General features: G+C 69.2%; 25 protein-coding genes. 10 read left to right on the forward strand and 15 right to left on the reverse strand.

Annotated features, from left to right (window positions below; genetic code table 11):
- Nucleotides 1–56: 56 nt before the first annotated feature.
- On the forward strand, nucleotides 57–1,058 hold the full coding sequence (locus BN159_RS21795; protein ID WP_015659167.1) for a ScbA/BarX family gamma-butyrolactone biosynthesis protein: 1,002 nt from the start codon (nucleotides 57–59) through the stop codon (nucleotides 1,056–1,058).
- Between the two features lie 452 nt (nucleotides 1,059–1,510).
- Here BN159_RS21795 and BN159_RS21800 read toward each other — a convergent pair whose 3' ends face one another.
- Nucleotides 1,511–2,275, reverse strand: a complete 765-nt coding sequence (locus BN159_RS21800) for an SDR family NAD(P)-dependent oxidoreductase (RefSeq protein ID WP_015659168.1) — start codon at nucleotides 2,273–2,275, stop codon at nucleotides 1,511–1,513.
- A gap of 171 nt (nucleotides 2,276–2,446) precedes the next feature.
- On the opposite strand from BN159_RS21800, the gene BN159_RS21805 reads away from it, so the two are divergent.
- The 5 genes from BN159_RS21805 (at nucleotide 2,447) to BN159_RS21825 (ending at nucleotide 8,729) form a co-directional block, all read left to right on the forward strand.
- Nucleotides 2,447–3,424 (forward strand): NAD-dependent epimerase/dehydratase family protein, encoded by a 978-nt coding sequence (locus BN159_RS21805; protein ID WP_015659169.1) that lies wholly within the window; start codon nucleotides 2,447–2,449, stop codon nucleotides 3,422–3,424.
- Between the two features lie 244 nt (nucleotides 3,425–3,668).
- Nucleotides 3,669–4,892, forward strand: coding sequence for a beta-ketoacyl-[acyl-carrier-protein] synthase family protein (locus tag BN159_RS21810; RefSeq protein ID WP_015659170.1), 1,224 nt, complete (start codon nucleotides 3,669–3,671; stop codon nucleotides 4,890–4,892).
- Between the two features lie 210 nt (nucleotides 4,893–5,102).
- Nucleotides 5,103–6,476, forward strand: a complete 1,374-nt coding sequence (locus tag BN159_RS21815; protein WP_015659171.1) for a streptophobe family protein — start codon at nucleotides 5,103–5,105, stop codon at nucleotides 6,474–6,476.
- 49 nt (nucleotides 6,477–6,525) lie between these two features.
- Nucleotides 6,526–7,212, forward strand: a complete 687-nt coding sequence (locus BN159_RS21820) for a response regulator transcription factor (RefSeq protein WP_051113659.1) — start codon at nucleotides 6,526–6,528, stop codon at nucleotides 7,210–7,212.
- Nucleotides 7,212–8,729, forward strand: a complete 1,518-nt coding sequence (locus BN159_RS21825; RefSeq protein ID WP_015659173.1) for a sensor histidine kinase — start codon at nucleotides 7,212–7,214, stop codon at nucleotides 8,727–8,729. Before BN159_RS21820 ends, BN159_RS21825 begins: the two co-directional genes overlap by 1 nt.
- A 278-nt stretch (nucleotides 8,730–9,007) precedes the next feature.
- Here BN159_RS21825 and BN159_RS21830 read toward each other — a convergent pair whose 3' ends face one another.
- The 4 genes from BN159_RS21830 to BN159_RS46235 form a co-directional block, all read right to left on the reverse strand.
- Entirely contained in the window at nucleotides 9,008–10,606 is a 1,599-nt protein-coding gene (locus tag BN159_RS21830) for a ThiF family adenylyltransferase (RefSeq protein ID WP_162146276.1), read from the reverse strand.
- On the reverse strand, nucleotides 10,498–10,863 hold the full coding sequence (locus BN159_RS21835; RefSeq protein ID WP_157901111.1) for a hypothetical protein: 366 nt from the start codon (nucleotides 10,861–10,863) through the stop codon (nucleotides 10,498–10,500). The genes BN159_RS21830 and BN159_RS21835 overlap by 109 nt, the downstream gene beginning before the upstream one ends.
- Nucleotides 10,860–11,126, reverse strand: coding sequence for a hypothetical protein (locus BN159_RS21840; RefSeq protein ID WP_015659176.1), 267 nt, complete (start codon nucleotides 11,124–11,126; stop codon nucleotides 10,860–10,862). The genes BN159_RS21835 and BN159_RS21840 overlap by 4 nt, the downstream gene beginning before the upstream one ends.
- 69 nt (nucleotides 11,127–11,195) lie before the next feature.
- Nucleotides 11,196–11,351 (reverse strand): hypothetical protein, encoded by a 156-nt coding sequence (locus BN159_RS46235; protein ID WP_167549241.1) that lies wholly within the window; start codon nucleotides 11,349–11,351, stop codon nucleotides 11,196–11,198.
- 156 nt (nucleotides 11,352–11,507) lie between these two features.
- Between BN159_RS46235 and BN159_RS21850 the strand changes: the two genes are divergently transcribed.
- The 3 genes from BN159_RS21850 (at nucleotide 11,508) to BN159_RS21860 (ending at nucleotide 14,307) form a co-directional block, all read left to right on the forward strand.
- The gene (locus tag BN159_RS21850; protein WP_015659178.1) at nucleotides 11,508–11,843 is read left to right on the forward strand and encodes a hypothetical protein; all 336 of its coding nucleotides are present in this window, start codon (nucleotides 11,508–11,510) and stop codon (nucleotides 11,841–11,843) included.
- A 39-nt stretch (nucleotides 11,844–11,882) separates the two neighbouring features.
- Nucleotides 11,883–13,007 (forward strand): ImmA/IrrE family metallo-endopeptidase, encoded by a 1,125-nt coding sequence (locus BN159_RS21855; RefSeq protein WP_015659179.1) that lies wholly within the window; start codon nucleotides 11,883–11,885, stop codon nucleotides 13,005–13,007.
- A 196-nt stretch (nucleotides 13,008–13,203) separates the two neighbouring features.
- The gene (locus BN159_RS21860) at nucleotides 13,204–14,307 is read left to right on the forward strand and encodes a hypothetical protein (protein ID WP_157901112.1); all 1,104 of its coding nucleotides are present in this window, start codon (nucleotides 13,204–13,206) and stop codon (nucleotides 14,305–14,307) included.
- A gap of 78 nt (nucleotides 14,308–14,385) precedes the next feature.
- On the opposite strand, the gene BN159_RS21865 is transcribed toward BN159_RS21860, so the two are convergent.
- From BN159_RS21865 to BN159_RS21905, 8 genes are all read right to left on the reverse strand, one after another.
- Nucleotides 14,386–14,958, reverse strand: coding sequence for a hypothetical protein (locus BN159_RS21865; protein ID WP_015659181.1), 573 nt, complete (start codon nucleotides 14,956–14,958; stop codon nucleotides 14,386–14,388).
- Between the two features lie 13 nt (nucleotides 14,959–14,971).
- A complete protein-coding gene (locus BN159_RS21870; protein WP_015659182.1) occupies nucleotides 14,972–15,856 on the reverse strand; it encodes a DNA-processing protein DprA in 885 nt (294 codons plus the stop codon).
- A 90-nt stretch (nucleotides 15,857–15,946) separates the two neighbouring features.
- Nucleotides 15,947–16,408, reverse strand: coding sequence for a hypothetical protein (locus tag BN159_RS21875; RefSeq protein ID WP_015659183.1), 462 nt, complete (start codon nucleotides 16,406–16,408; stop codon nucleotides 15,947–15,949).
- Between the two features lie 52 nt (nucleotides 16,409–16,460).
- Nucleotides 16,461–16,913 carry an NUDIX hydrolase gene (locus BN159_RS21880; RefSeq protein ID WP_015659184.1) on the reverse strand — a complete coding sequence of 151 codons (453 nt, stop codon included), beginning with the start codon at nucleotides 16,911–16,913 and terminating at the stop codon, nucleotides 16,461–16,463.
- Between the two features lie 374 nt (nucleotides 16,914–17,287).
- Nucleotides 17,288–18,241: an NADP-dependent oxidoreductase gene (locus BN159_RS21885; RefSeq protein WP_015659185.1), complete on the reverse strand. Its 954-nt coding sequence runs from the start codon at nucleotides 18,239–18,241 to the stop codon at nucleotides 17,288–17,290.
- The gene (locus tag BN159_RS44115) at nucleotides 18,241–19,143 is read right to left on the reverse strand and encodes a nitroreductase/quinone reductase family protein (RefSeq protein WP_015659186.1); all 903 of its coding nucleotides are present in this window, start codon (nucleotides 19,141–19,143) and stop codon (nucleotides 18,241–18,243) included. The genes BN159_RS21885 and BN159_RS44115 overlap by 1 nt, the downstream gene beginning before the upstream one ends.
- A gap of 1 nt (nucleotide 19,144) precedes the next feature.
- On the reverse strand, nucleotides 19,145–19,792 hold the full coding sequence (locus BN159_RS21900; protein ID WP_269451015.1) for an NADPH-dependent F420 reductase: 648 nt from the start codon (nucleotides 19,790–19,792) through the stop codon (nucleotides 19,145–19,147).
- A gap of 51 nt (nucleotides 19,793–19,843) precedes the next feature.
- Nucleotides 19,844–20,623, reverse strand: coding sequence for a 3-oxoacyl-ACP reductase family protein (locus BN159_RS21905; protein ID WP_015659188.1), 780 nt, complete (start codon nucleotides 20,621–20,623; stop codon nucleotides 19,844–19,846).
- Nucleotides 20,624–20,749: 126 nt separating this feature from the next.
- Here BN159_RS21905 and BN159_RS21910 point away from each other — a divergent pair, with 126 nt between their 5' ends.
- The gene (locus BN159_RS21910; RefSeq protein WP_015659189.1) at nucleotides 20,750–21,343 is read left to right on the forward strand and encodes a TetR/AcrR family transcriptional regulator; all 594 of its coding nucleotides are present in this window, start codon (nucleotides 20,750–20,752) and stop codon (nucleotides 21,341–21,343) included.
- 21 nt (nucleotides 21,344–21,364) lie between these two features.
- On the opposite strand, the gene BN159_RS21915 is transcribed toward BN159_RS21910, so the two are convergent.
- A complete protein-coding gene (locus tag BN159_RS21915; RefSeq protein WP_015659190.1) occupies nucleotides 21,365–22,198 on the reverse strand; it encodes an alpha/beta fold hydrolase in 834 nt (277 codons plus the stop codon).
- Nucleotides 22,198–23,046, reverse strand: a complete 849-nt coding sequence (locus BN159_RS21920) for an alpha/beta fold hydrolase (protein ID WP_015659191.1) — start codon at nucleotides 23,044–23,046, stop codon at nucleotides 22,198–22,200. The genes BN159_RS21915 and BN159_RS21920 overlap by 1 nt, the downstream gene beginning before the upstream one ends.
- Nucleotides 23,047–23,100 lie beyond the last annotated feature (54 nt).

The raw sequence follows: 23,100 nt of genomic DNA on the forward strand, positions 1-23,100 counted from the left end.
GGCGGGGTTGGAACCAGTCACCCGTCATGCACCTTCTCGTTCAAGAAGGAAGAGCAATGACCACCAACATTGGTATTCACAGGGGCCGACGCCGCCACGGGGGAATAAGGAAGACGGTGTTTCCGGTCCGGCCGGTCGCGCCGGTCAGGCCGCACATCCTGCCGCCCGCGGCGACGATCGACACCAGGCTCGTACACCGCACGCACCGGGCGGACGTACTGCCGACCGGCATCACCAAGCTCGACGAACGTCATTACACGGTCTCCACGCAATGGCCCGCCGACCACCGCCGTTTCACCGACGCGGAGGGCAACTTCCTGCCCTCACTGGTCATCGAGTCCATCCGCCAGGCCGTGATCCTGGTCGCCCACGACGGACTGGGCGTCCCGCTCGGGCACCAGTTCCTGGTCTCGACGGCCCATCACCGCGTCGACCCGGCCCGGCTGCTCGCGCCCGACGCGCCCGCCCGGCTCGACCTGGACGTCTCCGTCCACGGTCTCAAGCACCGCCGCGGTGTTCCGTCGTCCCTGGAGGCCAGGGTCGTCCTCCGGGTGGACGGCGAGATCATCGGCACCGGCGGCGGCGAGTGCTCGGTCATGACCTCCGAGGTCTACCGCCGGCTGCGCCGCGGCCGCACCGACACCGCGTGGCCCGCGGCGCTCACCGCACCGCTGCCCTCGCCCGTGCCGCCGCACTCCGTCGGCCGGACCCACGCCTGCGATGTGACGCTGGCCCCCGGGGACGTCCCCGGACAGTGGCTGCTGCGGGCCGATGTGTCGAACTCGCTGATGTTCGACCACCCGAACGACCATATGCCGGCGATGGTTCTCCTCGACGCCGCGCAGCAGGCCGCGCACGTGGTCTTCGGGGCGCGGCGGTTCCGGCCTTCGTCGTGTGTCGTCTCCTGCTCCCGGTACGTCGAGTTCGACTCTCCCTGCACGGTCCGGACCGATCTCAAGGATGAGGTTGGCGGCGGATACGTGCTGTCCGTCACCGGGCACCAGGGTGGGGAGCAGGTCTTCGAGGTTCTGTTCCGTGGGAGTGGCGCGACGGCCTAGCCGCGGAAGGTTGTTGGGCTTCTGCTGCGCCGTCGTGGCTGGTCGCGCCCCGCGGCGAAGCCGCAAATCGATACAGCCCCGCGCCCCTGGGGGCGCTGTCCGGCCGTCGGTTCTCAGTACGCGCACCATCGGCCTCCTCGCCCGCACTCCGCCGGATTCCCACCGGCCGTACGACCACCTTGCGGGCACCGTCCATGCCGCCGTCCGCTGCCGGCACCCAGGTGCTCACGCCGTCCGATCCGCACATCCGTGCCCCGGCATGTGTGGTTCCGCGCCGGGTCCTCCTCGGCGTGACCTCGTCGGCACTCGCCCATCCGCCCGTACCGCCCTTTCCGCTCGATCCCTCAATCGCTCGACCGCATCGGTCCCGCCAGTCCGGCGCACGCACCGCGTTCTGCCTCAGCTCAGGAGCTCGTCCCATGACCCGCACCGACGGATCCCGCAACCGTCGTTCACCGCACCGTCCACCCGCCGTCCACCGGCACCGTCGCGCCGACCACGAACGAGGCCCGGTCGCTGCTCAGCCAGGCCGCCGCCTCGGCGATCTCCTCCGGCACCGCGATCCGCGGCAGCAGCGCCGCCCGCACCAATTCCTCCGCGACACCGGGGACCTGCGCCATCCACGCGTCCGTCATTTCGCTGTGGGTCGCCCCGGGAACAATCACATTGACCCGAATTCCGCTCGCCGCATATTCCGCGGCGACCGCCTTCGTCAATCCGATGACGGCATGCTTGGCGGCAATATAGGGCGCGGCCACCGGAGTCGCCACAAGCCCCGCCGTACTGCTCGTGTTCACAATGGAGCCACCCCGCTCCAGCATGGCCGCGACTTCATGGCGAAGACAGTTCCACATTCCGCGGACATTGGTGTCCATGACGGTGTCGTAGACCTCATCGCTCATCCTGTGCATGGGCGTGCCCTCGGCCGCGACGCCGGCGTTGTTGAACGCCACGTCGAGACTCCCGAACTTCTCCACAGCCTGGGCCACCCCCTCCGCGACCTGCTCGTTCTTGGCTACGTCGACCACCACGTACTGCGCCTCGCAGCCCTGCTCGCGCAGTTCCCCGACCAGTGCCGCGAGCCGTTCCTCGCGGCGGGCCGCCAGCGTCACCGCGGCCCCCTCCCGGCAAAAGACCCGGGCCGCCGCGGCCCCGATTCCGCTGCTGGCACCCGTGATGAACGCATGCTTTCCCTGAAGAAGTCCGGCGTACCGCATGGCCTCACATTACCCGTTTTTTAAGTCCCTGATTCGTGCCGTACTCGATTCTGGCTCGAATTCCTGTCCAGCCCTTTAAAAGAGCGTCGCCTCCCCCCACCCTGTCTTGTTCGCCGCTTTCTCCCCCCTCCGTTCCGCCTATTCCCGAGACGAGATCGGAATGAATTCCCTATGGCACCGACGCGACGGATACTCATCACCGGTGGGACCGGCTTCGTGGGCTCCCACGTCACCGACCTGCTGACCAACACCGCCGACCCCGCCCATGTCCGCCTCCTGGTCCACAACCGCCGGCCCGCGCCCGACGACACGGGCCGGGTAGAGGTGCGCCACGGCTCGCTCCGCGACCCGCGCTCGCTGCGCGGGGTCTGCGACGGCGTGGACACCGTGCTCCATCTGGCCTCGCTGATCGGCGGCAGTCCGGCGGACTGCACGGCCGTCAACGACACGGGAACCAAAGCCCTGTTGGAGGAGGCCGACCGCGCGGGTGTCGAGCGGATCGTCCAGTTGGGCACGACGGCCGTGTACCGGGACGAGCCGCACACCGGCGCCAGGGAGGGCGAGCCGGAGCTCGGCCCGTCCTCGCCGACGAGCGTCAGCAGGCTGGCCGGGGAGGAGCGCGTGCTCGCGGCCGGCGGCCTGGTCCTGCGCCCGCATCTGGTCCACGGCCCCGGGGACGTCTGGGTGGTCCCGGCTCTGGTGGACTTCCTCACCGCCTTCCCCCGTTGGATCGACGGCGGACGTGCCCGCACGTCCGTCATCGGTGTGCACGATCTGGCCCGGGCCGTGGCCGCCCTGGCCCTTCGGCCCGAACTGCCGCGTGGTGCGGTCCTGCACGCGGCCCGGCCGGAGCCGGTCCTGGTGCGGGACCTGATCGGTACGGTCTGCCGGGAGCTGCGGATCCCCCTGCCCGAGGGCGAGGTGTCCTTCGACCGGGCGGCCGCCCTGACCGGCGCCGACCGGGACCGCCTGGTCCGGCGGCGTCTGTCGTTGCTGGCGGTGGACCACTGGTACGACAGCTCCCGTCTGTGGCAGTTGCTCGACATGGCGCCCAGGGACGACTTCGCCCGTGACTTCGCCGTCGGTGCCACCTGGTACCGGTCGCTCCTGTCCCGCCGTACGGACGGCGAGTTGTTCCCCACGAGGTGACGACCGACTCGATCACGCTAGGCGGCCTTGACGCGATCTTTTCGCCGGGTCGCGCACGCGCAGTGGCACATCCGCGCACGACGACGGGGGTGCCGGAACGCCGGTTTGACCGGCCGGCACCCGGTGTCACGTTCACGCAGGATCTCTTGCCCGTTCGCGTCCCGCGGGCGCGCCCGGCCGACGGCCGGGCGATGGTGTGGGGACGTATCGACGATTGGCCCCGCCGCATCCGAGGAGACATGAGATGGCCCCGCACGGTGATGACGTACTGGTGACGGGTGTCGGTGCGCTGACCCCGCTGGGCGCGACCGCCTCCGAGTCCTGGGACGGCCTGCTGGCCGGACGCTCCGGCGTCCGCGACCTCGGCCCCGACTGGCCCGAGGAGCTGCCGGTGCGCATCGCCGGCACCGTCGAGGCCGACCTGACCGAGGCGATCGGCCGGGCGCAGGCCCGCAAGCTGGACCGGGGCGAGCAACTGGCCGTGCTCGCCGCCCGCCAGGCGTGGCAGGACGCCGGGGTGCCGCGGGTCGAGCCGGAGCGGCTCGCTGTCGTCGTCGGCACCGGCATCGGCGGCGTCCTCAGCACCCTCGGCCAGGACGACCTCTACGAGGGCTCCGGGATGCGGCGCCTGTCGCCGTTCGCGGTGCCGATGCTGATGCCCAACGGCCCGGCCGCGTGGGTCTCCATGGAACTCGGCGCACGGGCCGGCGCCCGCGCCTGCGTGAGCGCCTGTGCTTCCGGTGCCGAGTCGATCGCGCTGGGCCTGGACCTGATCCGTCTTGGCCGCGCCGACGTGGTGGTCGCGGGCGGCACCGAGGCGGCCCTGCACCCCTTCATGATCGGCGCGTTCGCGCAGATGAAGGCGCTGTCCGTGCGGGACGGCGATCCGGCCGCGGTCTCCCGCCCGTTCGACGCGGCCCGCTCCGGGTTCGTGATGGCCGAGGGCGCCACCCTGCTCGTCCTGGAGCGCGCGGAGTTCGCGCGTGCGCGCGGGGCGCGCGTTTATGGCGCCGTCGCGGGCGCCGCCGTGCACTCCAGCGCGCACCACATCACCTCGTCCGACGCGGAGGGCCAGGTGCAGGCGATGCGCACGGCGCTGGCGGACGCGGGCGTCGAGGCCCGGGACCTCGGGCACGTCCACGCGCACGCGACCTCCACTCCGAGCGGGGACATCGCGGAGGCCGAGGCGCTGGCGAAGGTCGTCGGCGAGGGCGCGGCGGTCACCGCCACCAAGTCCATGACCGGCCACATGCTGGGCGCCTCGGGCGCGTTCGGCGCCATGTCCACGCTGCTCTCGCTGCACCACGGGGTCGTCCCGGCGGTCCGCAACCTCGACGAGCAGGACCCCGAGGTCCGTCTGGACGTGGTGCGCGGCGAGAACCGCACCGGCTCCTGGGACGCGGCGCTCTCCAACTCCTTCGGCTTCGGCGGCCACAACGTCAGCCTGGTGCTCAAGCGTGCTTCCTGATCTGGGAACTTCCTGAGAACGGAACGGGCGGTCAGCCGATAGAAACCCGCTGACCTGCCCGTTCTCCGCCAGGCCCACAGGAACCTCCCAGAACCTCTCGGGAACGTCGGACCCGCGACCGCCAGTGTGAGCGGGTCCCCAGATGTGCGGCGCCGGATCTCCCCCGTCCGGCGCCGCACCTTTCCCGCGAGCGATCCGGAGTGTTCCTCGATGGCCGCCACCACCACGACCCGCGCCCGCACCCAGGCCCGACCGCGCACCGCACCCGTGCGGCTGCTCGGGCCGTGGGAGAACGCCCTGGAAGGGGCGGTGGCCGCGCTGTGCGCGGTGGCCGCGATGGCGGCCGTGTCCGCCCTCGCGCTGACTCTGCTGGACGCCGGCTCCGTCGGCTCACCGTGGTCGCTGACGGCGGCCCTGACCGCCATGGCCGTGGGCGGCACGGTCAGCGCGGCGGGCGCCCCTTCCTCCGAGGGCTCCGGCGGTGGCCTGGCCGAACTGTTCGGCGGCGGCGGTGAGATGGGCCCGCAGATGAGCGGCTCGGCCCAGGCCGTCCCCCTCGGTGTGACCCTGGTCGGCGCCGTAGTCCTGTGGCTCACCTTCTCCCGCCGCCTCCGCCAGACCCGACAACGCCGATTCACAGCAGGCGAGTTGGCCGTACGCACGGCAGGAGCGGCAACCACCGCCCTGTTCACCCTGATGATCCTGGCGGCCCTCGCCCAGGGCACGGCCACCCTGCCCGAGTCGGCGATGAACCAAATGCGCGGCAGTGGGGGCGGAAGCGGCCCTCTCCGCGACCTCATGGGCGGCGGCGGTACGACCCAACTGACCTACCAAGTCAGCGCGGCCACCACGGCTTTCGGCGCCGTCGTCTGGGTCGCGCTGGTGATCGGCGCGGGCTGCCTGCTCAGCCGTAAGGCAAGGATCCCGCTCGGCGGAACACTGGACGGGCTCCGCGGCACCTGGGGCCGAAGCCTGTCGACAGTGACCCGCACCCTCCTGATCCTGTCGGCCATACCCCTGACCTTCGTCTTCGTCGGGGCAGTGGTCGGCGGCCGCGCCTCGACTACCGCGGGCGCCACCCTGCTCCTCTCCCCGAACGCCCTCGCCGTCCTCCTCACCCTGGGCCTCGGCTCCTCCTGGACGGCCGCGGTGCACCGGGAGCGCAGCGAGGGCGGCGGCCTGGCAGGACTCCTGGGCGGCGGCCAGGCCCAGAGCGACCGCCCCGACCGTACGGAGCACCTGGCCTCCCTGCCCGTAGGCGGCTGCCCCCTCTGGCTCGCCGCCCTCACCGTCACCGTCCTCATCCTGCTCGCCTGCGCCTACCGGACGGCCCGCACCACGAACCCCGGACACCTGGGCACGGCCGGGCGGTTCGCCGTCGTCACCGCCGTAGTCCTGGGAGCCGGAGCCTGGCTGTCCGGGGCGTCCGGGGAGTTCGCCGTCACCATGTTCGGCAGCCCGATGGGCGGTGTGCAGGCGGAGTTGAGCGGCGGCGTCCTGGGACCGGTACTGCTCGGACTCCTCGCGGGCGCCGCCGCCGGATGGGCGGGCAGTGCTCTGGCGGCGCTCCGTGGACCCCGCTGACCTGGGCCTTTACGCCGTGACGACGGGCCCGCCGCATAACCTGCTCGGCGTGAATCTCCTGGTCGTAGACGACGAGCCCACCGTCCGCGAACTGCTGTGCGCGGCCCTGCGCCACTCCGGTTTCACCGTCACCCCGGCCGCGACCGGCCAAGAGGCCCTGGACCGGGCCCATGAGACCCGCCCCGACCTGGTCCTCCTCGACGTGATGCTGCCCGACCTGGACGGCTTCGAGGTGATCCGCCTCCTGCGCGAACAACACCGCCCGGCCACCGGGCACATCCCGGTCGTGTTCCTCACCGCCCGGGACGCCACCCAGGACAAGATCGAGGGCCTGGTCCTGGGCGGCGACGACTACGTCACCAAGCCGTTCGACCTCCAGGAACTGATCGCCCGTATCCACGCCGTGCTGCGCCGCACCAGCGGCGACCCCACCGCCCTGCTGCACGTCGCCGACCTGGAACTCGACCCGGACGGCGTCCAGGCCACCCGCGCGGGCGAGCCCCTGCGCCTGTCACCCACCGAATTCCGGCTCCTGCACTACCTGATGAGCAACACCGGCCGCACGGTCTCCAAACCGCAGATCCTCGCGCAGGTCTGGAAGTACGACTTCAACGGCGACACCGGCATCGTCGACACCTACATCAGCTACCTCCGCCGAAAGATCGACAACGGCGGCCCCAAACTCATCCACACCGTGCACGGCGTCGGCTACGTCCTGCGCGGACCGAAGCCGTGATGCGCGCCCCGTGGTCGCGGGCGTCGCTGCGCAGCCGGGTGCTGGTGCTCACCGTCACCCTGCTGGCGACCGGGTTCACCGCGTTCGCCCTGGTCACCGGCAACTCCCTGCGCGCCTACCAGGAGGACCGGGTCGACTCCCAACTCCGGGCCGCGGCCCAGGTGTTCGCGGTCCTGCCGCCGCAGGTGGCGAGAACCGGCGCCGAGCGCAGACCCCCGCAGGGCCTGCGCGACTTCGGCACCGACGTCCTCGGCAACCCCGTCATCACCTACGTCGCTGCCGACGGCACCGTCGTCGGCAGCATCGACTCACTCGGCGGGGCGAACCGCACCGAGGGCGCGCGCGGCCCCGCCCTGGCCCCGCTGGACTCGGCCGCGGTCGCCGCCCGCGGGGGCCGCCCGTTCACCGTCGAGAGCACCTGGGGCGAGGAGCGCTGGCGGGTGATCGCGGTGCCCAGAGCGGGGCTCAGGGGGGCCGAGGTCTCCGGGAGCGTGGTCGTCGCGGCCTCGATGGAGCAGGTCGACGCCACGGTGGGCCGCATGTGGCGGACGTACCGCAACACCGGCCTCGCTCTGCTCGCCGTCCTCGCCGTGGCCTGCTGGTTCGCCGTCCGCTCCGGGCTGCGCCCGCTGTCCCGCGTCGAGCGGACGGCCGCTGAGATAGCGGGCGGCGACCTGTCCCGGCGCGTCCCCGAACTGGCCGCCCCGCACACCGAGTTGGGCCGACTGTCCACGGCCCTGAACGGCATGCTCGGCCAGTTGGAGGCCGCCTTCGCCGCCCGCGCGGAGTCGGAGGCCCGGATGAGCCGCTTCGTCGCCGACGCCGGCCACGAGCTGCGCACCCCCCTCGCCGGCATCAAGGGCCTGACCGACCTGCACCGCATGGGCGCCCTCCCCGACCGGGAGGACGTGGACGCCACGATGGCCCGCATCGCCCGGGAGTCCGAACGCCTGACCCGCCTGGCCGAGAACATGCTCCAGCTGGCCCGCCTGGACCACCACGCCCTGAACACGGCGACCGCAGGCCAGGAAGGGCCCTTCGGCCTGGACCTGGCCCCCACCGACCTGCGCACCCTGGCCGCCGACGCCCTGCACGACGTACGCGCCCTCGACCCGGCCCGTGCCGTCACCCTCACCGGCCCCTCGGGCGACGGCCCGCCCGCCTCCTCCCCGGCGCTCGCCGACGAGGCCCGGCTGCGTCAGGTGGTCAGCAATCTGGTCGGCAACGCCGTCGCCCACACCCCGCCCGGCAGCCCCGTCCGGATCGGCGTCGGCACGGTCGGCGGCCACGCGGTCCTGGAAGTCGCGGACGAGGGCCCAGGGCTCACGCCCGAGCAGTGCCGCCGTATCTTCGAGCGCTTCTACCGCGCCGACGCCTCCCGCAACCGGGCCACGGGCGGCGCGGGCCTGGGCCTGTCCATCGTCGACTCCCTGGTGACCGCCCACGGGGGCCGCGTCGAAGTGGACTCGACCCCGGGCCGGGGCGCCGCCTTCCGGGTGCTGCTGCCACTGTCGTGAGATACCTCACGGCGTTTGACCAGGAGGTGTGATGACTCGGCTGTGTGATGACTCACAAGGTCCGGACCAATGAGAAACGGGCCCCCGCCGGTGACTTCCGTCACTTGCAGAGACCCGAGTCTCGCTGTGGGGAACCGACGGAATGCGCTGGTCAGGCGATACTTCACGCCGCCGAAGATCGACTCCCGCGACCACCAAGATCTTTTCCCACCCTCCAGGTGAGAGGCACGTCAGTCCGCCGATGCCTTGCCCGGGGTGCCCGGCAAGGAGGCTCCGAGTCACCGGTACCTGTTCAACCAGTCGTCGATACCTCGCTGCAGCCGCGCCGGCCACCGGCGGGCGGCATGCTGGCGGCCTGCGCGTGCTTGCTCGGCAACGTGGTGTCGCCCGGTGATGTCCACCGGAGTGTGATCACCGAGAGCACGGAGCTGGCCGTCGTACGGACACCCGGAATCGCACCCATCCAGGCGGTAGTCAACGGTTCCGGTGGTCAGGTGATACAGGTGCGCACCGGTGTCGGCGATGCCGCTCGGTGCTGTGACCATGGTGAGGAATTGGTTGAGCTGAGCGGCGGCGGCGTTCGCGGAGAAGATGAAGACGTTCTCCTTACGGCGCAGCGGATGATCTGCTGAGAGCCCCGTGATGTAGGAGGGATCGTCGAGCAGCCCGTCGCGTTCCACCGGAACGTGTGCGGGGTCGTACTGGCCGAGGCATTCAAGGCACGCACGGCCTGGGGTGGCGACGTGGGCGCGCCATTCGGCTCCTCTCAGACGTCCACCGCGCGCATCGACCGAGATCCCGCCGTCGACGACGGGGATGAGGTGCGCGTTGGCCAGAAGGTTGAGGGCGGCACGGGGCCATGGCCTGTCGACGCAGGAGAAGAGCAGGTCGCAGTCCGCGGCCGCGGCGAAACCGTCCGGCTCCACGACGCTCGACTCGTACGTCGCGACGCGGATGCTCCCGCCGGTGGCGGATCGCTGGGCTGCACGTGCGGCGATATCTACCTTGGCCCGGTGCAGCCGCACGTCGCGATCGGTGGCATGGAGGAGCCGGTCGAGATTGAGCTCCTCAACGGTGTCGAAGTCGAACAGGCTCAGGTTCTGGAAGCCGGTACGGGCCAGGGCCTCGACGATGAGCATGCCCACCGAGCCGGTGCCAACGACGCCTACATGGAGTCGTGCCAGGTCGTTCTGGGTGTCAGTTCCCCAGGCGGAAACGGTGCGCACCTGCCGGTTCGTGGCTTCGGGCGGGGGAAGCAGGGTGTCGTTGAAGGTCACCGTGAAGCGGTCGCCGACGACGCGCACGTTCTCCGCCTCGGTCGGGATGTAGGTGCGCGGTGCGTGCCGTTGCCAGACGCGGGCCCCGTATCGTGCGTCCGCGCCGGCGAAGGTCATGCCGACCAGCGGCAGGCCGGTGATGGTGATGGTCTGGGCGGCGAAGGATTCCTCCGCCGCGTAGTCGATGCCGTTCAGGCGCTGCCAGCGGCGGCCTCGGGGATGGGCGTGCGTGAACGCCAGTCCGCAGCCGCGCGCAGCCGCGAGGCCAGCGGCCCTGAGGAAGTACTCGCTGGTGAAGTCGACAGTGCCGTGGACGATCCGATCGCCGTCGTCGGGGAGGACGAGGTCGACGATCAGAGCGGTTGTACGGCGGGAGCCGGTACTCGGCCGCCACAGGAGGAAGGTGCACTCCTCCTGGCCGTCCGCGCGACGCAGATGCTCGTTGAGGCGCAGGGCGACGCTGTTGGTCATGGCGACCGAGAATCGGGTGATCATGCCTGGGGCTCCAGTTGGGAGAACAGCGTGCGCAAGTGCCGCAGGTAGCCGCGGACTGTGCGGTCGGTCGGCCAGTTGGCGGCCGGGCGGCTCCAGTACTCCCACCCCTCTCCGAGCGGGGAAGGATGTACGGCCCCGTGGGGATGGCCCAGGCACGGACTGATGTGGGGACCGGGCGGCGGGGACAACGGCCAGTCCTGTACGAGGGCCAGGCCGATCTTGACGGTTTCCCCAGCCCGCGGGCCGACCTCGATCATGTAGTCGAAGACGGCGAACTCGCCACGCTGGTCCACGGTGTAGCCGGCTGCGGCCAGGCCCGCGAGCATGCCCGCAGGCCCGGCTTCCGGCAGAGTTGTGGTCACGAGGTCGGGGTGGGGCCGGTGAACACCGATACGAACTTCTCCCGTTCGTGCACGGTGATGTCCTTGTCACCCTCGTCCTTGAACGACTCACGGTGGCGACCGTTGATCCGGACCAGGTAGTGCGTGGCCTGGTCGATCCCGGCAAGGCTCAGGATGGCGTTCGGGGTGGTGTGCTGGGACACACCCGAGACCGGCTCTTCGTCGACGGTGACCGTCACCGTCTTGTGGGCGGCGTTCTCATGCCGCGTGTCCGCCTCCGTCATGACGGCCACCTCCTTCCCCGGCCCGCGAGAGGCCGGGATCGATGGGAGCGGGCTCGGTGCCCACTCGGGTTACTTGTGCTTCTTGGCCTTCGAGTCGGCCCGTTCGTTCACGGTCGTGGCCGGGTGGCGGCGCACCGTGGACTGCTTCACGAAGCGGCCTGTGATGGCGCTCCGGCCACGCTTGCCGCCGCCGGAGCCGCTGGAGGAACTGCGCTTTGCTGCCATGCAACTACCCATCTTCGAGAGATTCGAGTCGCTGACCTGCATGAACGCATCTCAAGATCAAAAATAAGATGCACCCAGAATGTTCATGCAACTCATCTTGATCCCGAGAGTAGCATTGAGCCATCAGGTAAAGGCAAGTGGATTCTGGGGCTGCTGGTGGACATCGCCTTCGTCGACGCTGAGCTGGGCCGCGTCTGCAACAGCGACGCGGCACGCAGGGCCCGTTTCGGATCGGAGGCTGCCGCGACGCTGCACAGGCGCCTCGGCGAGATAGCGGCCGCCACTCATCTGGCAGACCTGCGCCATGTGGCTTCCGCCCGCCTACGCTCCGGACCGCCCGATGACCGTTTCGCCCGGCTGGTCTCCCTCGGGGTGTACGGCGAGTTGCTGGTACACCCCCGGGACTCACCGCCCGTCCTCGACCAGAACGGTTTGCTCGACGAGCATTCCGTACGAGCAGTGATCGTCACCGCGATCACCATCACCCGCTGACCGCCGCCCTCCATCTCGCCGCTCCTCAGAGAGGTCCTCGTGACGCCGCCCACTCCGTACGTCGCCTACGACCCCGACTCCGCCCGACCACCCGGCGAAACCCTCAAGGACCAGCTCGACGCCTTGGGCATCCCGCAGGCCGACCTCGCCCGACGTACCGGCTTGTCAACCAAGCACATCAACCAGATCGTTCAGGGCACCGCGGTCCTCACCCCGGAAACCGCGCTCCTGCTTGAGCGCACCACGAGGATCCCGGCCTCCATGTGGAACCAGTTGGAAGCAGCCTGGCGCACCCACGTCACCCGCGACGAGGAGCTCAAGCGGCTGAGCAGGTACATCGACTGGCTGGACAAGTTCTCAATGCCCGAGCTTGTGAAGCGAAAGATCCTGCCCACCAAGGACAAGACCGTCGAGAACCTGCAGCGGCTGCTGGAGTTCTTCGGCGTCGCCGATCCCGAGGTAGCCGACGACGTCTGGCGCAGCTACCGGACCGCCTTCCGCCGCTCCACCATCCTGGAGACGAACGACTACGCCACCGCTATCTGGCTGCGCGAGGCGGAACTGAAGGCTCGCGAGCTGCCCTGCGAACCGTTCGACCGGGCGGCACTCACCGCGTTGTTGCCGCGCTTGCGCGCCCTCACGGTGGAGGATCCGGAGACCTGGTGCATTCAGATCTCGGCCTTGTGTGCCCAGGTTGGCGTGGCCGTTGTCTTCATCCCTGCACCGCCCCGGTCACACGTGTCTGGAGCCACTCGGTGGCTTGCACCCGACAAGGTCGGGGTGGCCCTCAGCGACAGGTTCAAGAAGGACGATCACTTCTGGTTCACCGTCTTCCACGAGATCGCTCACGTCCTTCTCCATGGAAAACGTCTGACCTTCCTGGATAACACCGACCCCAGCGACGAGCTGACCTCCGAGGGCGACCGGAGCGAAGAGGAAGCGAACACCTTTGCCGCAGAGACACTGATCCCGCCGGAACACAACGTGGCCTACCGCCGCCTTGCGAGCAGGCCGATGCCCTTCACCCGGATCGAGGCCTTCGCCCAGCAGGCCGGAATCGCTCCCGGAATCGTCGTGGGACGCCTCCAACACGATGGGGCACTCGAATGGACCCACGGCAATAAATACAAGCGCACCGTCCAAATCATCTCTACTGACGGCTAGTTTCCCTCCAGGCCATCCTCACCAGGGCGTCAAGCACACGTGTAGAAAACCCACCGTAACTTATCGCGAAGGACATGCAGGACCTCCGAACGCCGGAATATGCCTGGGCGGGTTCGAGGACGCTGGAAAAGACGTTGCGCCACAGACAAAGAGGGCAGATGATTCTGACTCACCACAAAGGAGGCTCCCAGTGTCCGTGAACGATGACGTCATCAAGGCTGGCGTGGCGAGCGATGCTGACTACATAGGTCGATTGTTCCGCGACTTCCAGGCAGCGAATGATGCGGGCGCATCGTCGATCACGCCTCTGTGTATGGCTTCATATTTGGCGCTGATACTGCATGAGGCGAAGAGGAAGCCTCAGGCGATCAATCCGTCAGCGTTTGATGGCTTCTCCGCCGAGGCGGAGGAAGTGTGTGCTCGCGCGAGGCATAGCCTGAAGCTCTTCGAGGACACACGGCGGCACATCGATGGGCAACTGCAATTTTTTAGAGATGAAATTCTGGACAAGCACTCCGATCACTTCCTAGGAAACACCTGGCTCTGGTTCGCCCAGAAATGGGAGAAGGACCTGGGGCTGTTCACGTACGAGGGTACGTTGGTTTCGACCTCGCATACCGCTGCCTTCCACCTTGGAGTTGAGACAAAGAAGCTCCTTCAGGAGGACAACGGCGCCTACATGCTCGGCATTATGCAGCAGTTGGGCCGATGCTTCCTGGCACTCGGTGCCCGCTTGGATACTCAGGGAGGAAAGACGTTTGTACACCACCTCTCTGGCGCAGATGTGAGAGCCGTAGATGTGCGGGCTTCAACGTACTACGCTCAGGCCTTCAACGGAGGGGCTACACTCGCCATCAACGGCGTATTGACCGACTTCCAGGTCAGGATGAACTTCATCGATAAGATGATCACTGCTGGCGCCGATATTCGTAACCTTGAATACACAGTTTTCAAGATTCGCTACGTCACTCTGTATCAGGTGCTATTGAGCCTCAAGATCCTCAAGGAGGATCCACGTTATCCGCTGTCACCTTCGTCTACGATAGCGCTTGAGACCATCCTGGATAGCGATGCCGTGCACGTCATCACGGATAGTGCGGTCCGAGAGTTTCGGAACACCTTGATGCACTACAATCTCCTGAGGGGTGCCGATACCACGAAGGTAGATTTAACGCAGCCGATCTTTGGCCTCGTGCCCCAGTATTTTCCTGCCTATGACTTTCAGCAGCTAAGCTGTCTGGTCGATACCTGCATTCGCGAAACGGCCTCCGCCTTGAATGAATGGGCAAGCAGCGTGTAGATAAGTAATACGAGGAGGCACATCGCGGGGCAGATCAGCCTCCGTGATGTCACCTGAATGGGGATCCATCGACTGGGATCATCCGTGATGCCACGGCCGGAGTGCGCACGTGTTCCAGGAGAACTGCCGCAGCCGGGCCTGTTCGACAAGCGTGGCCGTGTCCCCGTACGAGATGTTCAGATGCCGCCCGAGAACAACGACAGCCACGCTTCCCGCGCCCGCAGCCTTCAGCGCGGCGGAGGCCGACTGGGCGTGGTTGCCGCTGGTCCATGTGTCGTCGATGACCAGGACGTTCTCGCCCCAGAGCGCCGCTGAGGTATAGCGCGAGCGGGACGGGTTCCGACCGAGAGCGGCTGCGTCCGGGGCCGGTGTGAGCAGGTCGCGGTAGCGGTCGCGGGTGGCCGCGACCATCTCGGCTGTGATGGTGCGCAGAGGGTGGTTCTCACGGCCGCTGGTGCTGGGTGCCGTCGTAACGATGGTGAAGCCGGGAACGGCGCAGTGGGTCGCAATGCAGGTTTCGTGCATGGCGAGGAAGCGCCACAGGACGGCCGCCAAGCCTGTACGGAAGTAGAGCTGTTGTGGGCCGGCGGCGTTCTTGTAGCGCCACAGTTCGTTGGCGTACCGGTCGGACAGTCCGACGACTGTTGCCACCCGTGGCCTCCGGCTATGCCCAGGTCAGCTCGCCCGTGGTGGGGACGAGGGAGTCGAGGACGTTGAAGATGTCGTCTGCGGTGTCGATAACGCTCGTGTTCGGCCGGGCCGCGTACTCGCGTGCCCACTCATGGGTCATGAGGGAACGCATCAGAAAGACACGGCGACCGTGCTCCAGGGCGAGGCGGGCCTGCATCCGGGCGCCGCTTCGATACGCCGCCTCAACCACCACTGTCGCCAGGCTGTAGCCGCTCATCACGGCGTTGCGCATGGGGAAGGAGGCCTTCGAGGGCGGTGAGTCCGGCCAGAACTGGGAAATGACCAGCCCGCTGTCGGCGATCTCCTGCTGTAGGCGGGCATTCTGAGCCGGGTAGGAGCGGCGCAGGCCAGTGCCGATGACGGCGACTGTGCGTCCGCCAACTGCTAGAGCCGTTCCATGGGCCGCGGTGTCGATTCCTGCCGCAAGGCCGCTGACCACCGTCACACCACGCTCGGCGAGCCCGCCGGCGATGGCCCGGGCGTGGGCGATTCCCTCCGGTGTGGGGTTGCGGGTGCCGACGACCGCGACCCGCAGGTCGTTCTCCATGTGGTTGCCGCGCAGGAACAGGAACGGTGGACGCTGATGTACCAGCCGCAGGCACAGCGGGTAGTCCTCGTCCAGGATGGTCACCAGCCGCATGCCCTCTCGTTCCCAGGCAGCGATCTCGGCGGCGATCGACTCCAGGTCCACGGCCGGCTCGGTGGCGAAAAGAGCACCCTGCCCTGAGGCGTCGAGCGCGCTCTCCAGGACGTCACGCGCGCTGCCGACGGTCTCGACCTGGTCGGTCAGCTCAGGCCAGGAGCGGTCCCCACGCCGCAACAGCGCGACGAGCGCGGCTCGCTCCAGCTCCTGGTCCATGCCATAAGTATAGGAACGGGCCACCTGAGCGGTACGGGAACGGCAGGGACCAGTGCTGCGAAAACTCACGGGTACCACGAGCACCCAGCATCAGGCGTCGATTCTTCGCGCAGCCGCCCCTGTGATCTCCTCAGGGCTATAGGTACGCAGCAGCTCGTTCAGCGCGCAGGCCAACTGCGCTTGGCGCGCAGACCGGTCACGGGCCAGCGCCTGGGCAATCGCCTCCTGCAAGTACTCCTCTGGAGTCTTCCCCTCGGCGACAGCGCGCTCCCGGATCCGTTCGTGGGTCGCGTCGCTCATGGGGATGCTCATCAGGTACTTCCCATCCGCCCCCGGGAAGAGACTGCACAGCACGTCGATCGGAAGGGCGTCCTCCAGCCGCTTCCAGATCTTCCGCATGGCCTGTCGTTCGTTCTTCGCCGACACGAGGATCACAAGCCTTCTGCGATCGCCCGCTGCTGCCATGGGCAGGGAGCTGTCCTCCTGCGCGGCCCTCAGTTCGACGGCGTCCACGGACCGAGTCAGGGTGATCTCAACGGCGTGCAGGGTCACTTTCTGTCCTCCTGATGCTGCGGGGGTGAGGGCTGCGATCCGGCGCCGCCGGTCATTCGAGCGAGATTTCTCCGTCGGGCAGCCACCCGGCCCAGTAGCCGTCCATGAAGTCGAGCAGTTCAGAGGGCTCGACCGGTTCGTGGGCCGACCTCAGCTCGGCTGTCGTCCACCAGCAGGCTTCCGGGGTGAGCGCGAGGCGCACAGCCGACGGCCAGCTCTCCGCCGCAGGGCGCACCACGACGACGTACTGCATGCCTTCGGGTGCATCCCTGCGGGGGAGCCGACCGATCAGGGGCGAAATGCACAGTGCGGGGAGATGTACGACGCGACGCAGATGACGGGTTGCTGCGCGCCGGATGGTCTCCCCGGGGCGCATGCGGATCGTCGGCAGCATCCAACTGATTTCGCCCTCGTCCCCGCACGGGATCAGGAGGAGCAAGCGCTTTGGTGAATCGATGATCACGGGACGTACCACGTCGCGGCCGCTCAGCTGGGTGTCATCCATGCTTCAACGGTTCCGTGATGTTATTCGAATAACACCACCAAGCATCCCAATGGCTGACTTACAAACCCTTAAACGAGGTCCCTCTGATCCGGACAGGTTCAGTGCTGTCTGTCGGCCGCTCGGTTCACACGCGTTCGCCGCCCAGCAGCAGCGTCCTGGCCAGCCCCGCGTCGGCCCGAGGCTGAGATTCTGTCCCACTCTCATGGAATTCGATATCGGCTTCGGGCCCTACATTCCTCGCGGAGGGCGCCCTCCCTGGCACCCGGTCAGCATGGGCGCACATCGCCGCCCACAGTGGATCATCGCAGGCGGGGCCTGCTGTGCCTGGCGTGCTCAGGCAGTCCCGCGGGTGGGTCTCCCCAGCCGCCGTGTGGTCATGACAGCGGCGGGATAGTGGGAGCTACTGCGCGTCCTGTGGTGAGGGCGATCTTGCCGTGGGTATGGCGTTCGGCGAGTTTGATGTACGCGGCGCGTACCTCGTCCAGTGGATACACCGAGTCGATGGGGAAGGCGATGTCGCCGCTGACGGCCATGGCTGCCAGGGTTTCCCAGATCTCGGGGGTGTCCGCTTCGGCCTGGCCGACGGATCGTGCTGTGCGGCGTGCAACGGCGGCGCCGTCGGCGAGGGTGTTGATTCTGGTCGGGGGAACGCCGAGTTCCAGGGCGGTGGCTACGTTGCCGCGGCCGAAGTGGTCGAGGTACGCCGTCACGGGGGCGGGGGTGGCCTCGCGGATCCGGTCGGCGAGGCCCTCGCCGTACTCGACGGGGATGGCGCCGAGGGATTCGAGGAAGGGGAAGCTCGTCTTGCTGCCGGTGGCGATAACCGTGGCGCCGCGGTGGTGGGCGAGTTGGATGGCGATGGAGCCCACTCCTCCCGCGCCTGCGGAGATGACCACGGTGTCGTGTGCCGACAGCTGGAGTGCTGCGGTTTCCGCGTAGGCCGTCGCGCCGACGCCCGGGATGACGGCGGCCTGCGCCCAGTCGAGGGATCGGGGTTTGCGGGCCAGGCGGTCGGGGCGGGTGCGGACGAAGTCGGCCTGGGCGGCGCGCGGGGCGAAGCCCATGACTTCGTCCCCTGGACGGAACGTCGTCACGCCGGGCCCCACGGTGTGGACGGTTCCGGCGTAGTCGTTGCCCTGTCCTTCGGGGAAGTGCGCGGGCCACAGGTCGGCGAAGGCGCCTTCGCGGATGCCGATCTCGCCGGGGTTGATCGCGGCGGCCTCGACGGCCACCACGATCTCCCCCGGCCGCGGTTCGGGCTCGTCGACCTCGGCGATGTGGAGGACTTCGGGTCCGCCGTAGCGGCTGAAGCGGACCGCCCTGGGCATCAGGAGGGCTCCTTGATGGTGAAGGCGACGATCGGGATGAGCCGGTCGGTGTTCTTCTGGTACTCGGCGTAGCCGGGCTGGAGTGTGACGACGTGGGCGAAGAGGCGGTCGCGTTCGTCGCCTTCGGTGACGGTGGCGAGGGCGGTGAGGGTCTCGGTGCCGATCTCCAGGGTGGCGGCGGGGTTGGCGCGTACGTTGTGGTACCAGGCGGGGTGGCGGTCGCGGCCGAAGTTGGAGGCGACGAGGAGGATGCGGTCGCCGTCGCGGTAGTACGTGATCGGGGTGGTGGCGGGCCGGCCGGACTTGGCGCCGGTGGTGGTGAGCAGGGCCATGTCGGCGCCCTTGAAGACGCCGCCGACCTTTCCGCCGCCCTCGCGGAACTCGTCCTGGATGCCGCGGTTCCAGGTCCGTACCTCCTCCGGTGTCGCGGTGCCGGCGGGGACGGCGTCGCTGGCCTTGGGGGTGCGGGTGGGCGGGGGGCCGACGACTTGGAGGCCGTATTCGGCGGCTGTGGTGATGGCGGCGTTGAGGTCGAAGTGGGCGGGGAGCTGGTCGAGGGTGGTGACGGGGGTGCCGTTGCGGATGAACCACTCCTCGATGCCGGCGGGTGCGAACGTGGCCAGCATGCGGGCGCTCTCGCTGCGGACGCGGTAGCTGTGCGGGACGCCGCGCGGTCCGAAGGCCACGTCGCCCGGGCCGAGGTCATACTCCTGGTCGCCGACGAAGAAGGTGATCTCCCCGTCCAGGACGGCCCAGATCTCGTCTTCGCGGGTGTGGACGTGCAGCGGCGGCGACTGGTCGTGGGGGTCTGTGAACTCCAGTACGGAGGCGCGCCCGTCGGTGTCGTGGGCGGGGAGTTTGACGTCGACGGTGCCGCCGAGGAACCAGAAGGTGCCGGTCACGTCAGTTCTCCTTCAGCAGGCTGAGGGTGGGCAGCGGGCCGCCGGGGAACTGCTGGAGGCGGCCGCCGGTGGCGAGCGGGCCGAGGTCGACCGCGGCCCAGCCGGCGCGTTCGATCAGGCGGGTGATGCGGTCGTTGGCGCCGGCGTCGTCGCCGGACAGGAAGATGACCCTGCGGCCGCTGCCGGAGCGGGGGTTGGCGCCCAGAACGTGGGGCGGCAGGGTGTTGAAGGCCTTGACCAGTTTGGCGCCGGGCACGAGGTCGGCGACGACTTCGCTGGAGGTACGGCCACCGAGGTTCGCGACCTTGAAGTCGGGCGGGCCGAGGGGGTTGGTGGTGTCGATGACGATGCGGCCTTCCCAGCCGGTGAGCCCGGTGGCGGCGATGGCGTCCTTCAGACGCTTCCAGGGCACGGCCAGGACGACGACGTCCTGCTGCGCGGCCTCCTTGACCGTCACCGCGGTCAGTCCGGGGCCGGCCGCGCTGACCAGTGCGCTCAGGGAGTCGGGGCCCCGGCTGTTGCTGATGAGGACGTTCTCGCCGGCGGCGACGAGGCGCTCGGCGAGTGCCGCGCCGATGGCTCCGGCTCCGATGATTCCGATGGACATGGCCTTCTCCTGGGTGGCTGTGGGTTGCTGACGGTGCGACAGGTAGGGCGCCGGGCGGGGCCGGGGAAACCCCGCCCGGCTGCTTCGGGGGTGTCAGACGGCGAAGCCGCCGTCGACGTCCCAGCTGGTGCCGGTGATGAACCGGGCCTCGGGGCGGGCCAGGTAGGCCACGGCGCTGGCGATGTCGGCCGGCTGGGCGTAGTGGCCCAGCGGCATGAGCTGCTTCATGGACTCGGCGAACGGGCCGGCATCGGGGTTCATGTCGGTCTCGGTGGGACCGGGCTGCACGGTGTTGACGGTGATGCCCCGCGGGCCGAGCTCACGGGCCAGGCCGCGGGTGAGGCCCGCGACGGCGGCCTTGGTCAGGGAGTACACGCCCACACCCGGCACCGGGATGCGGTCGGCGTTGATGCTGCCGATGGTGATGATGCGTCCGCCCTGGCCGAGGTGGGGTGCGGCCGCCTGGATGGCGGTGAACACGCCCCGCACGTTGACCGCGATCATCCGGTCGAACTCGGTGAGGGGGAAGTCCTCCAGCGGGGCGACGTGGGCGACGCCCGCGTTGTTCACCAGGATGTCCAGGGCGCCCAGGTGCTGGACCGTCTCGGCGATCGCGGCGCGCACCGCTTCCTCGTCCGCGCTGTCGGCCTGGATCGCCAGCACCGTGTGCCCGGCCTGGTTGATCTCCTCGGCGAGGGCCTCGGCGGTGTCCTTGGCGCTGGAGTAGGTGAACGCGACGGCGGCGCCGTCAGCGGCCAGGCGGCGCACGATCGCGGCGCCGATGCCGCGGGATCCGCCCGTCACCAGCGCGACCCTCCCGGCGAGCGGGGCCTGTGTCGAGGTGGTGGCGTCGTCCGCGAGCTGCGTGGTCATGATCTGTTTGCTCCGTCTCAGCGACATCCGTAATTCCGAACCGTTCGGTTACTATGTCGTGGTGGCTCCAACGCGGGCCCCGGCGGATCCATTCCGCTACGGCAGACTTTTTCTGAGGAGGCTTCGATGGCCAGGACAGGACGGCCCCGCTCCTTCGACACCGACGAGGCCCTCGACAAGGCCATGAGGCTGTTCTGGGCCGAGGGCTACGAGGGCGCCTCGCTCAACGAGCTCACCGAGGTCATGGGCATCAACCGGCGCAGCATCTACGCCGCTTACGGCAACAAGGAGGAGCTGTTCCGCAAGGCCGTCGACCGCTATCTGGACGGCCCCGGCGCGTTCGTCGCCGAAGCCATGCAGCAGCCCACGGCCCGCCAGGTGGCCGAGACGATGCTGCACGGCTGCGCCGACGCCTACACCACGCCCGGCTGCCCGCGGGGCTGTCTGCTGGTGCAGTCCGCCCTCGCCTGCGGGCCCGAAGGCGAGCCGGCCCGCGCCGACCTCGCCGCCCGACGCGAGTTGGGAGTGGGTGCCCTGCGGGAGCGGTTCGAGCGCGCGCAGCGAGAGGGGGACCTGCCGGAGCCGGTCGATGCCGATGCCCTGGCCCGCTACCTGACCACCGTGGGCCAGGGCATCTCGGTGCAGGCCGCCAGCGGCGCCGCCCGCGAGGACCTGCACCGGGTCGCCGACCAAGCCCTCGCCGCCTGGCCCGGCAACTGACCTGTGCGGCACGGCCGCTGGCTACTTGGCGAGGAAGGCCAGCAGGGCGGCGTTGACCTCCTCGGCGTGTGTCCACAGCAGCCCGTGCGGGGCGCCGTCGATCTCCACGTACTCCGCGGACGGCAGCAGGGCGTGGAAGGGCCGCCCCGTTGCCTCAACGGGCAGGATGCGGTCGGCGGTGCCGTGCACGATCAGCGCGGGGACGTCGATGCGGGCCACGTCGCCGCGGAAATCGGTCAGCCACGTGGGGACGCACGCCACTGACGCGACCGACGAGGAGGTACCGGCGACGGTCCAGCTCGCGCTGACCGCCTCGCTGCTGATCCGGTCCCCGAGGGTGTCGTCGAGGTTGTAGAACGCCTGGAAGAAGCCGGTGAAGTAGGCGTACCGGTCCTTCGTGACCGCCTCCAGGATGCCGTCGAACACCTGCTGGTCGACGCCGGCCGGGTTGTCGTCGGTCTTCAGCAGGAACGGCTCCAGCGATGCCAGGAACACCGCCTTGGCGATGCGCTGTGAGCCGTAGGTGCCCAGGTAGCGGCCGACCTCGCCGGTGCCCATCGAGAAGCCGACCAGCGCCGTGTCGGTGAGGTCCAGCGTGGTGAGCAGCGTGTCGAGGTCGGAAGCGAAGGTGTCGTAGTCGTAGCCGGTGGCGGGCTTGGAGGAGCGGCCGAAGCCTCGGCGGTCGTAGGTGATCACCCGGTGCCCGGCCTTCAGCAGGGCGGGCAGTTGCTTCTCCCAGGAGTGGCCGTCCAGCGGGTAGCCGTGGATGAGCACCACCGGCTGTCCGCTGCCGTGGTCCTCGTAGTACAGCTCGATCGGGGCGCTGTTCTCCTCGCCCACGGTGATGTACGGCATCAGCTGGTCTCCTTCGCGGCACGCCGGATGAGGCGGACGACGGTGTCGGGGTGGGTGAGGTGGACGGCGTGCGGGGCGTCGGCCTCGACGGTGTGCGCGCCGGCGCGCTGGGCCATGAAGCGTTCGGCGGCCGGGGGAATGGTGTGGTCGGCTCCGGCCACGAGGGCGTAGGAGGGCACGGTCTTCCAGGCGGCCTCCTGTGCCGGCTCGCCCAGCGCCACTGCACCGGCCGGACGCTGGGTGGCGGCCAGGACTGCCGCGCGCTGACGGGACAGCCGGTTGGAGAGGAAGACGTCCCGGAACTTGTCCGGCCTGAGGTAGAGGTCGATGCCGCCGTCGTAGGGAACGGGCTGGAGTGCGGTGGGGATCTCCGCGTGCGGGTCGTCGCTGAGGTGCGAGCCGGGGAACTTCACCGCCAGGGCAGCCGCGGACTCCCCGGCGTCCGGGATGAACGCCGCCACGTACACCAGCGCCTGCACGCGGTCGTTGCCCGCGGCGGCCTGGGAGATGACGGCGCCGCCGTAGGAGTGACCGACCAGTATCAGCGGTCCGGGCGTCACCTCCAGGAGTTTGGCGAGGTAGGCGGCGTCCGAGGACAGGCCTCTGAGCGGGATGGCGGGGGCGATCACCGGGAAACCGGCCTCTTGCAGTTGACCTACCACGGTGCTCCACCCGGACGCGTCCGCCCACGCACCGTGGACCAGCACGACCGTCGGCCGGCCGCCGCCGGTGTATCGGGTGTCTGCGACCGCGTCGGCCAGCGGTGTGACGGCCATGGCCGCGCCGGCCGTCACAGCGGCCGCGAACGCCAGCGCCGAACGGCGGGATGGAGAAGAAGAGACGGACACGAGAATCCTCCGGATCAGGTCAGCACGCAGGGGCACGAGAGGGTGAGCGCGAGG

The sequence above is a fragment of the Streptomyces davaonensis JCM 4913 genome, from assembly GCF_000349325.1.
Taxonomy (GTDB): domain Bacteria; phylum Actinomycetota; class Actinomycetes; order Streptomycetales; family Streptomycetaceae; genus Streptomyces; species Streptomyces davaonensis.

What these genes read in the sequence shown, in the direction of transcription:
- BN159_RS21810 (WP_015659170.1), top strand. Translation starts at nt 3,669, where the DNA reads ATGGCCCCGCACGGTGATGACGTACTGGTGACGGGTGTCGGTGCGCTG.
- BN159_RS21800 (WP_015659168.1), bottom strand. Translation starts at nt 2,275, where the DNA reads ATGCGGTACGCCGGACTTCTTCAGGGAAAGCATGCGTTCATCACGGGT.
- BN159_RS21915 (WP_015659190.1), bottom strand. Translation starts at nt 22,198, where the DNA reads ATGCCGTACATCACCGTGGGCGAGGAGAACAGCGCCCCGATCGAGCTG.
- BN159_RS21910 (WP_015659189.1), top strand. Translation starts at nt 20,750, where the DNA reads ATGGCCAGGACAGGACGGCCCCGCTCCTTCGACACCGACGAGGCCCTC.
- BN159_RS21805 (WP_015659169.1), top strand. Translation starts at nt 2,447, where the DNA reads ATGGCACCGACGCGACGGATACTCATCACCGGTGGGACCGGCTTCGTG.
- BN159_RS21795 (WP_015659167.1), top strand. Translation starts at nt 57, where the DNA reads ATGACCACCAACATTGGTATTCACAGGGGCCGACGCCGCCACGGGGGA.
- BN159_RS21840 (WP_015659176.1), bottom strand. Translation starts at nt 11,126, where the DNA reads ATGACGGAGGCGGACACGCGGCATGAGAACGCCGCCCACAAGACGGTG.
- BN159_RS21870 (WP_015659182.1), bottom strand. Translation starts at nt 15,856, where the DNA reads ATGGACCAGGAGCTGGAGCGAGCCGCGCTCGTCGCGCTGTTGCGGCGT.
- BN159_RS21825 (WP_015659173.1), top strand. Translation starts at nt 7,212, where the DNA reads ATGCGCGCCCCGTGGTCGCGGGCGTCGCTGCGCAGCCGGGTGCTGGTG.
- BN159_RS21905 (WP_015659188.1), bottom strand. Translation starts at nt 20,623, where the DNA reads ATGACCACGCAGCTCGCGGACGACGCCACCACCTCGACACAGGCCCCG.
- BN159_RS46235 (WP_167549241.1), bottom strand. Translation starts at nt 11,351, where the DNA reads ATGGCAGCAAAGCGCAGTTCCTCCAGCGGCTCCGGCGGCGGCAAGCGT.
- BN159_RS21815 (WP_015659171.1), top strand. Translation starts at nt 5,103, where the DNA reads ATGGCCGCCACCACCACGACCCGCGCCCGCACCCAGGCCCGACCGCGC.
- BN159_RS21885 (WP_015659185.1), bottom strand. Translation starts at nt 18,241, where the DNA reads ATGCCCAGGGCGGTCCGCTTCAGCCGCTACGGCGGACCCGAAGTCCTC.
- BN159_RS21880 (WP_015659184.1), bottom strand. Translation starts at nt 16,913, where the DNA reads ATGGATGACACCCAGCTGAGCGGCCGCGACGTGGTACGTCCCGTGATC.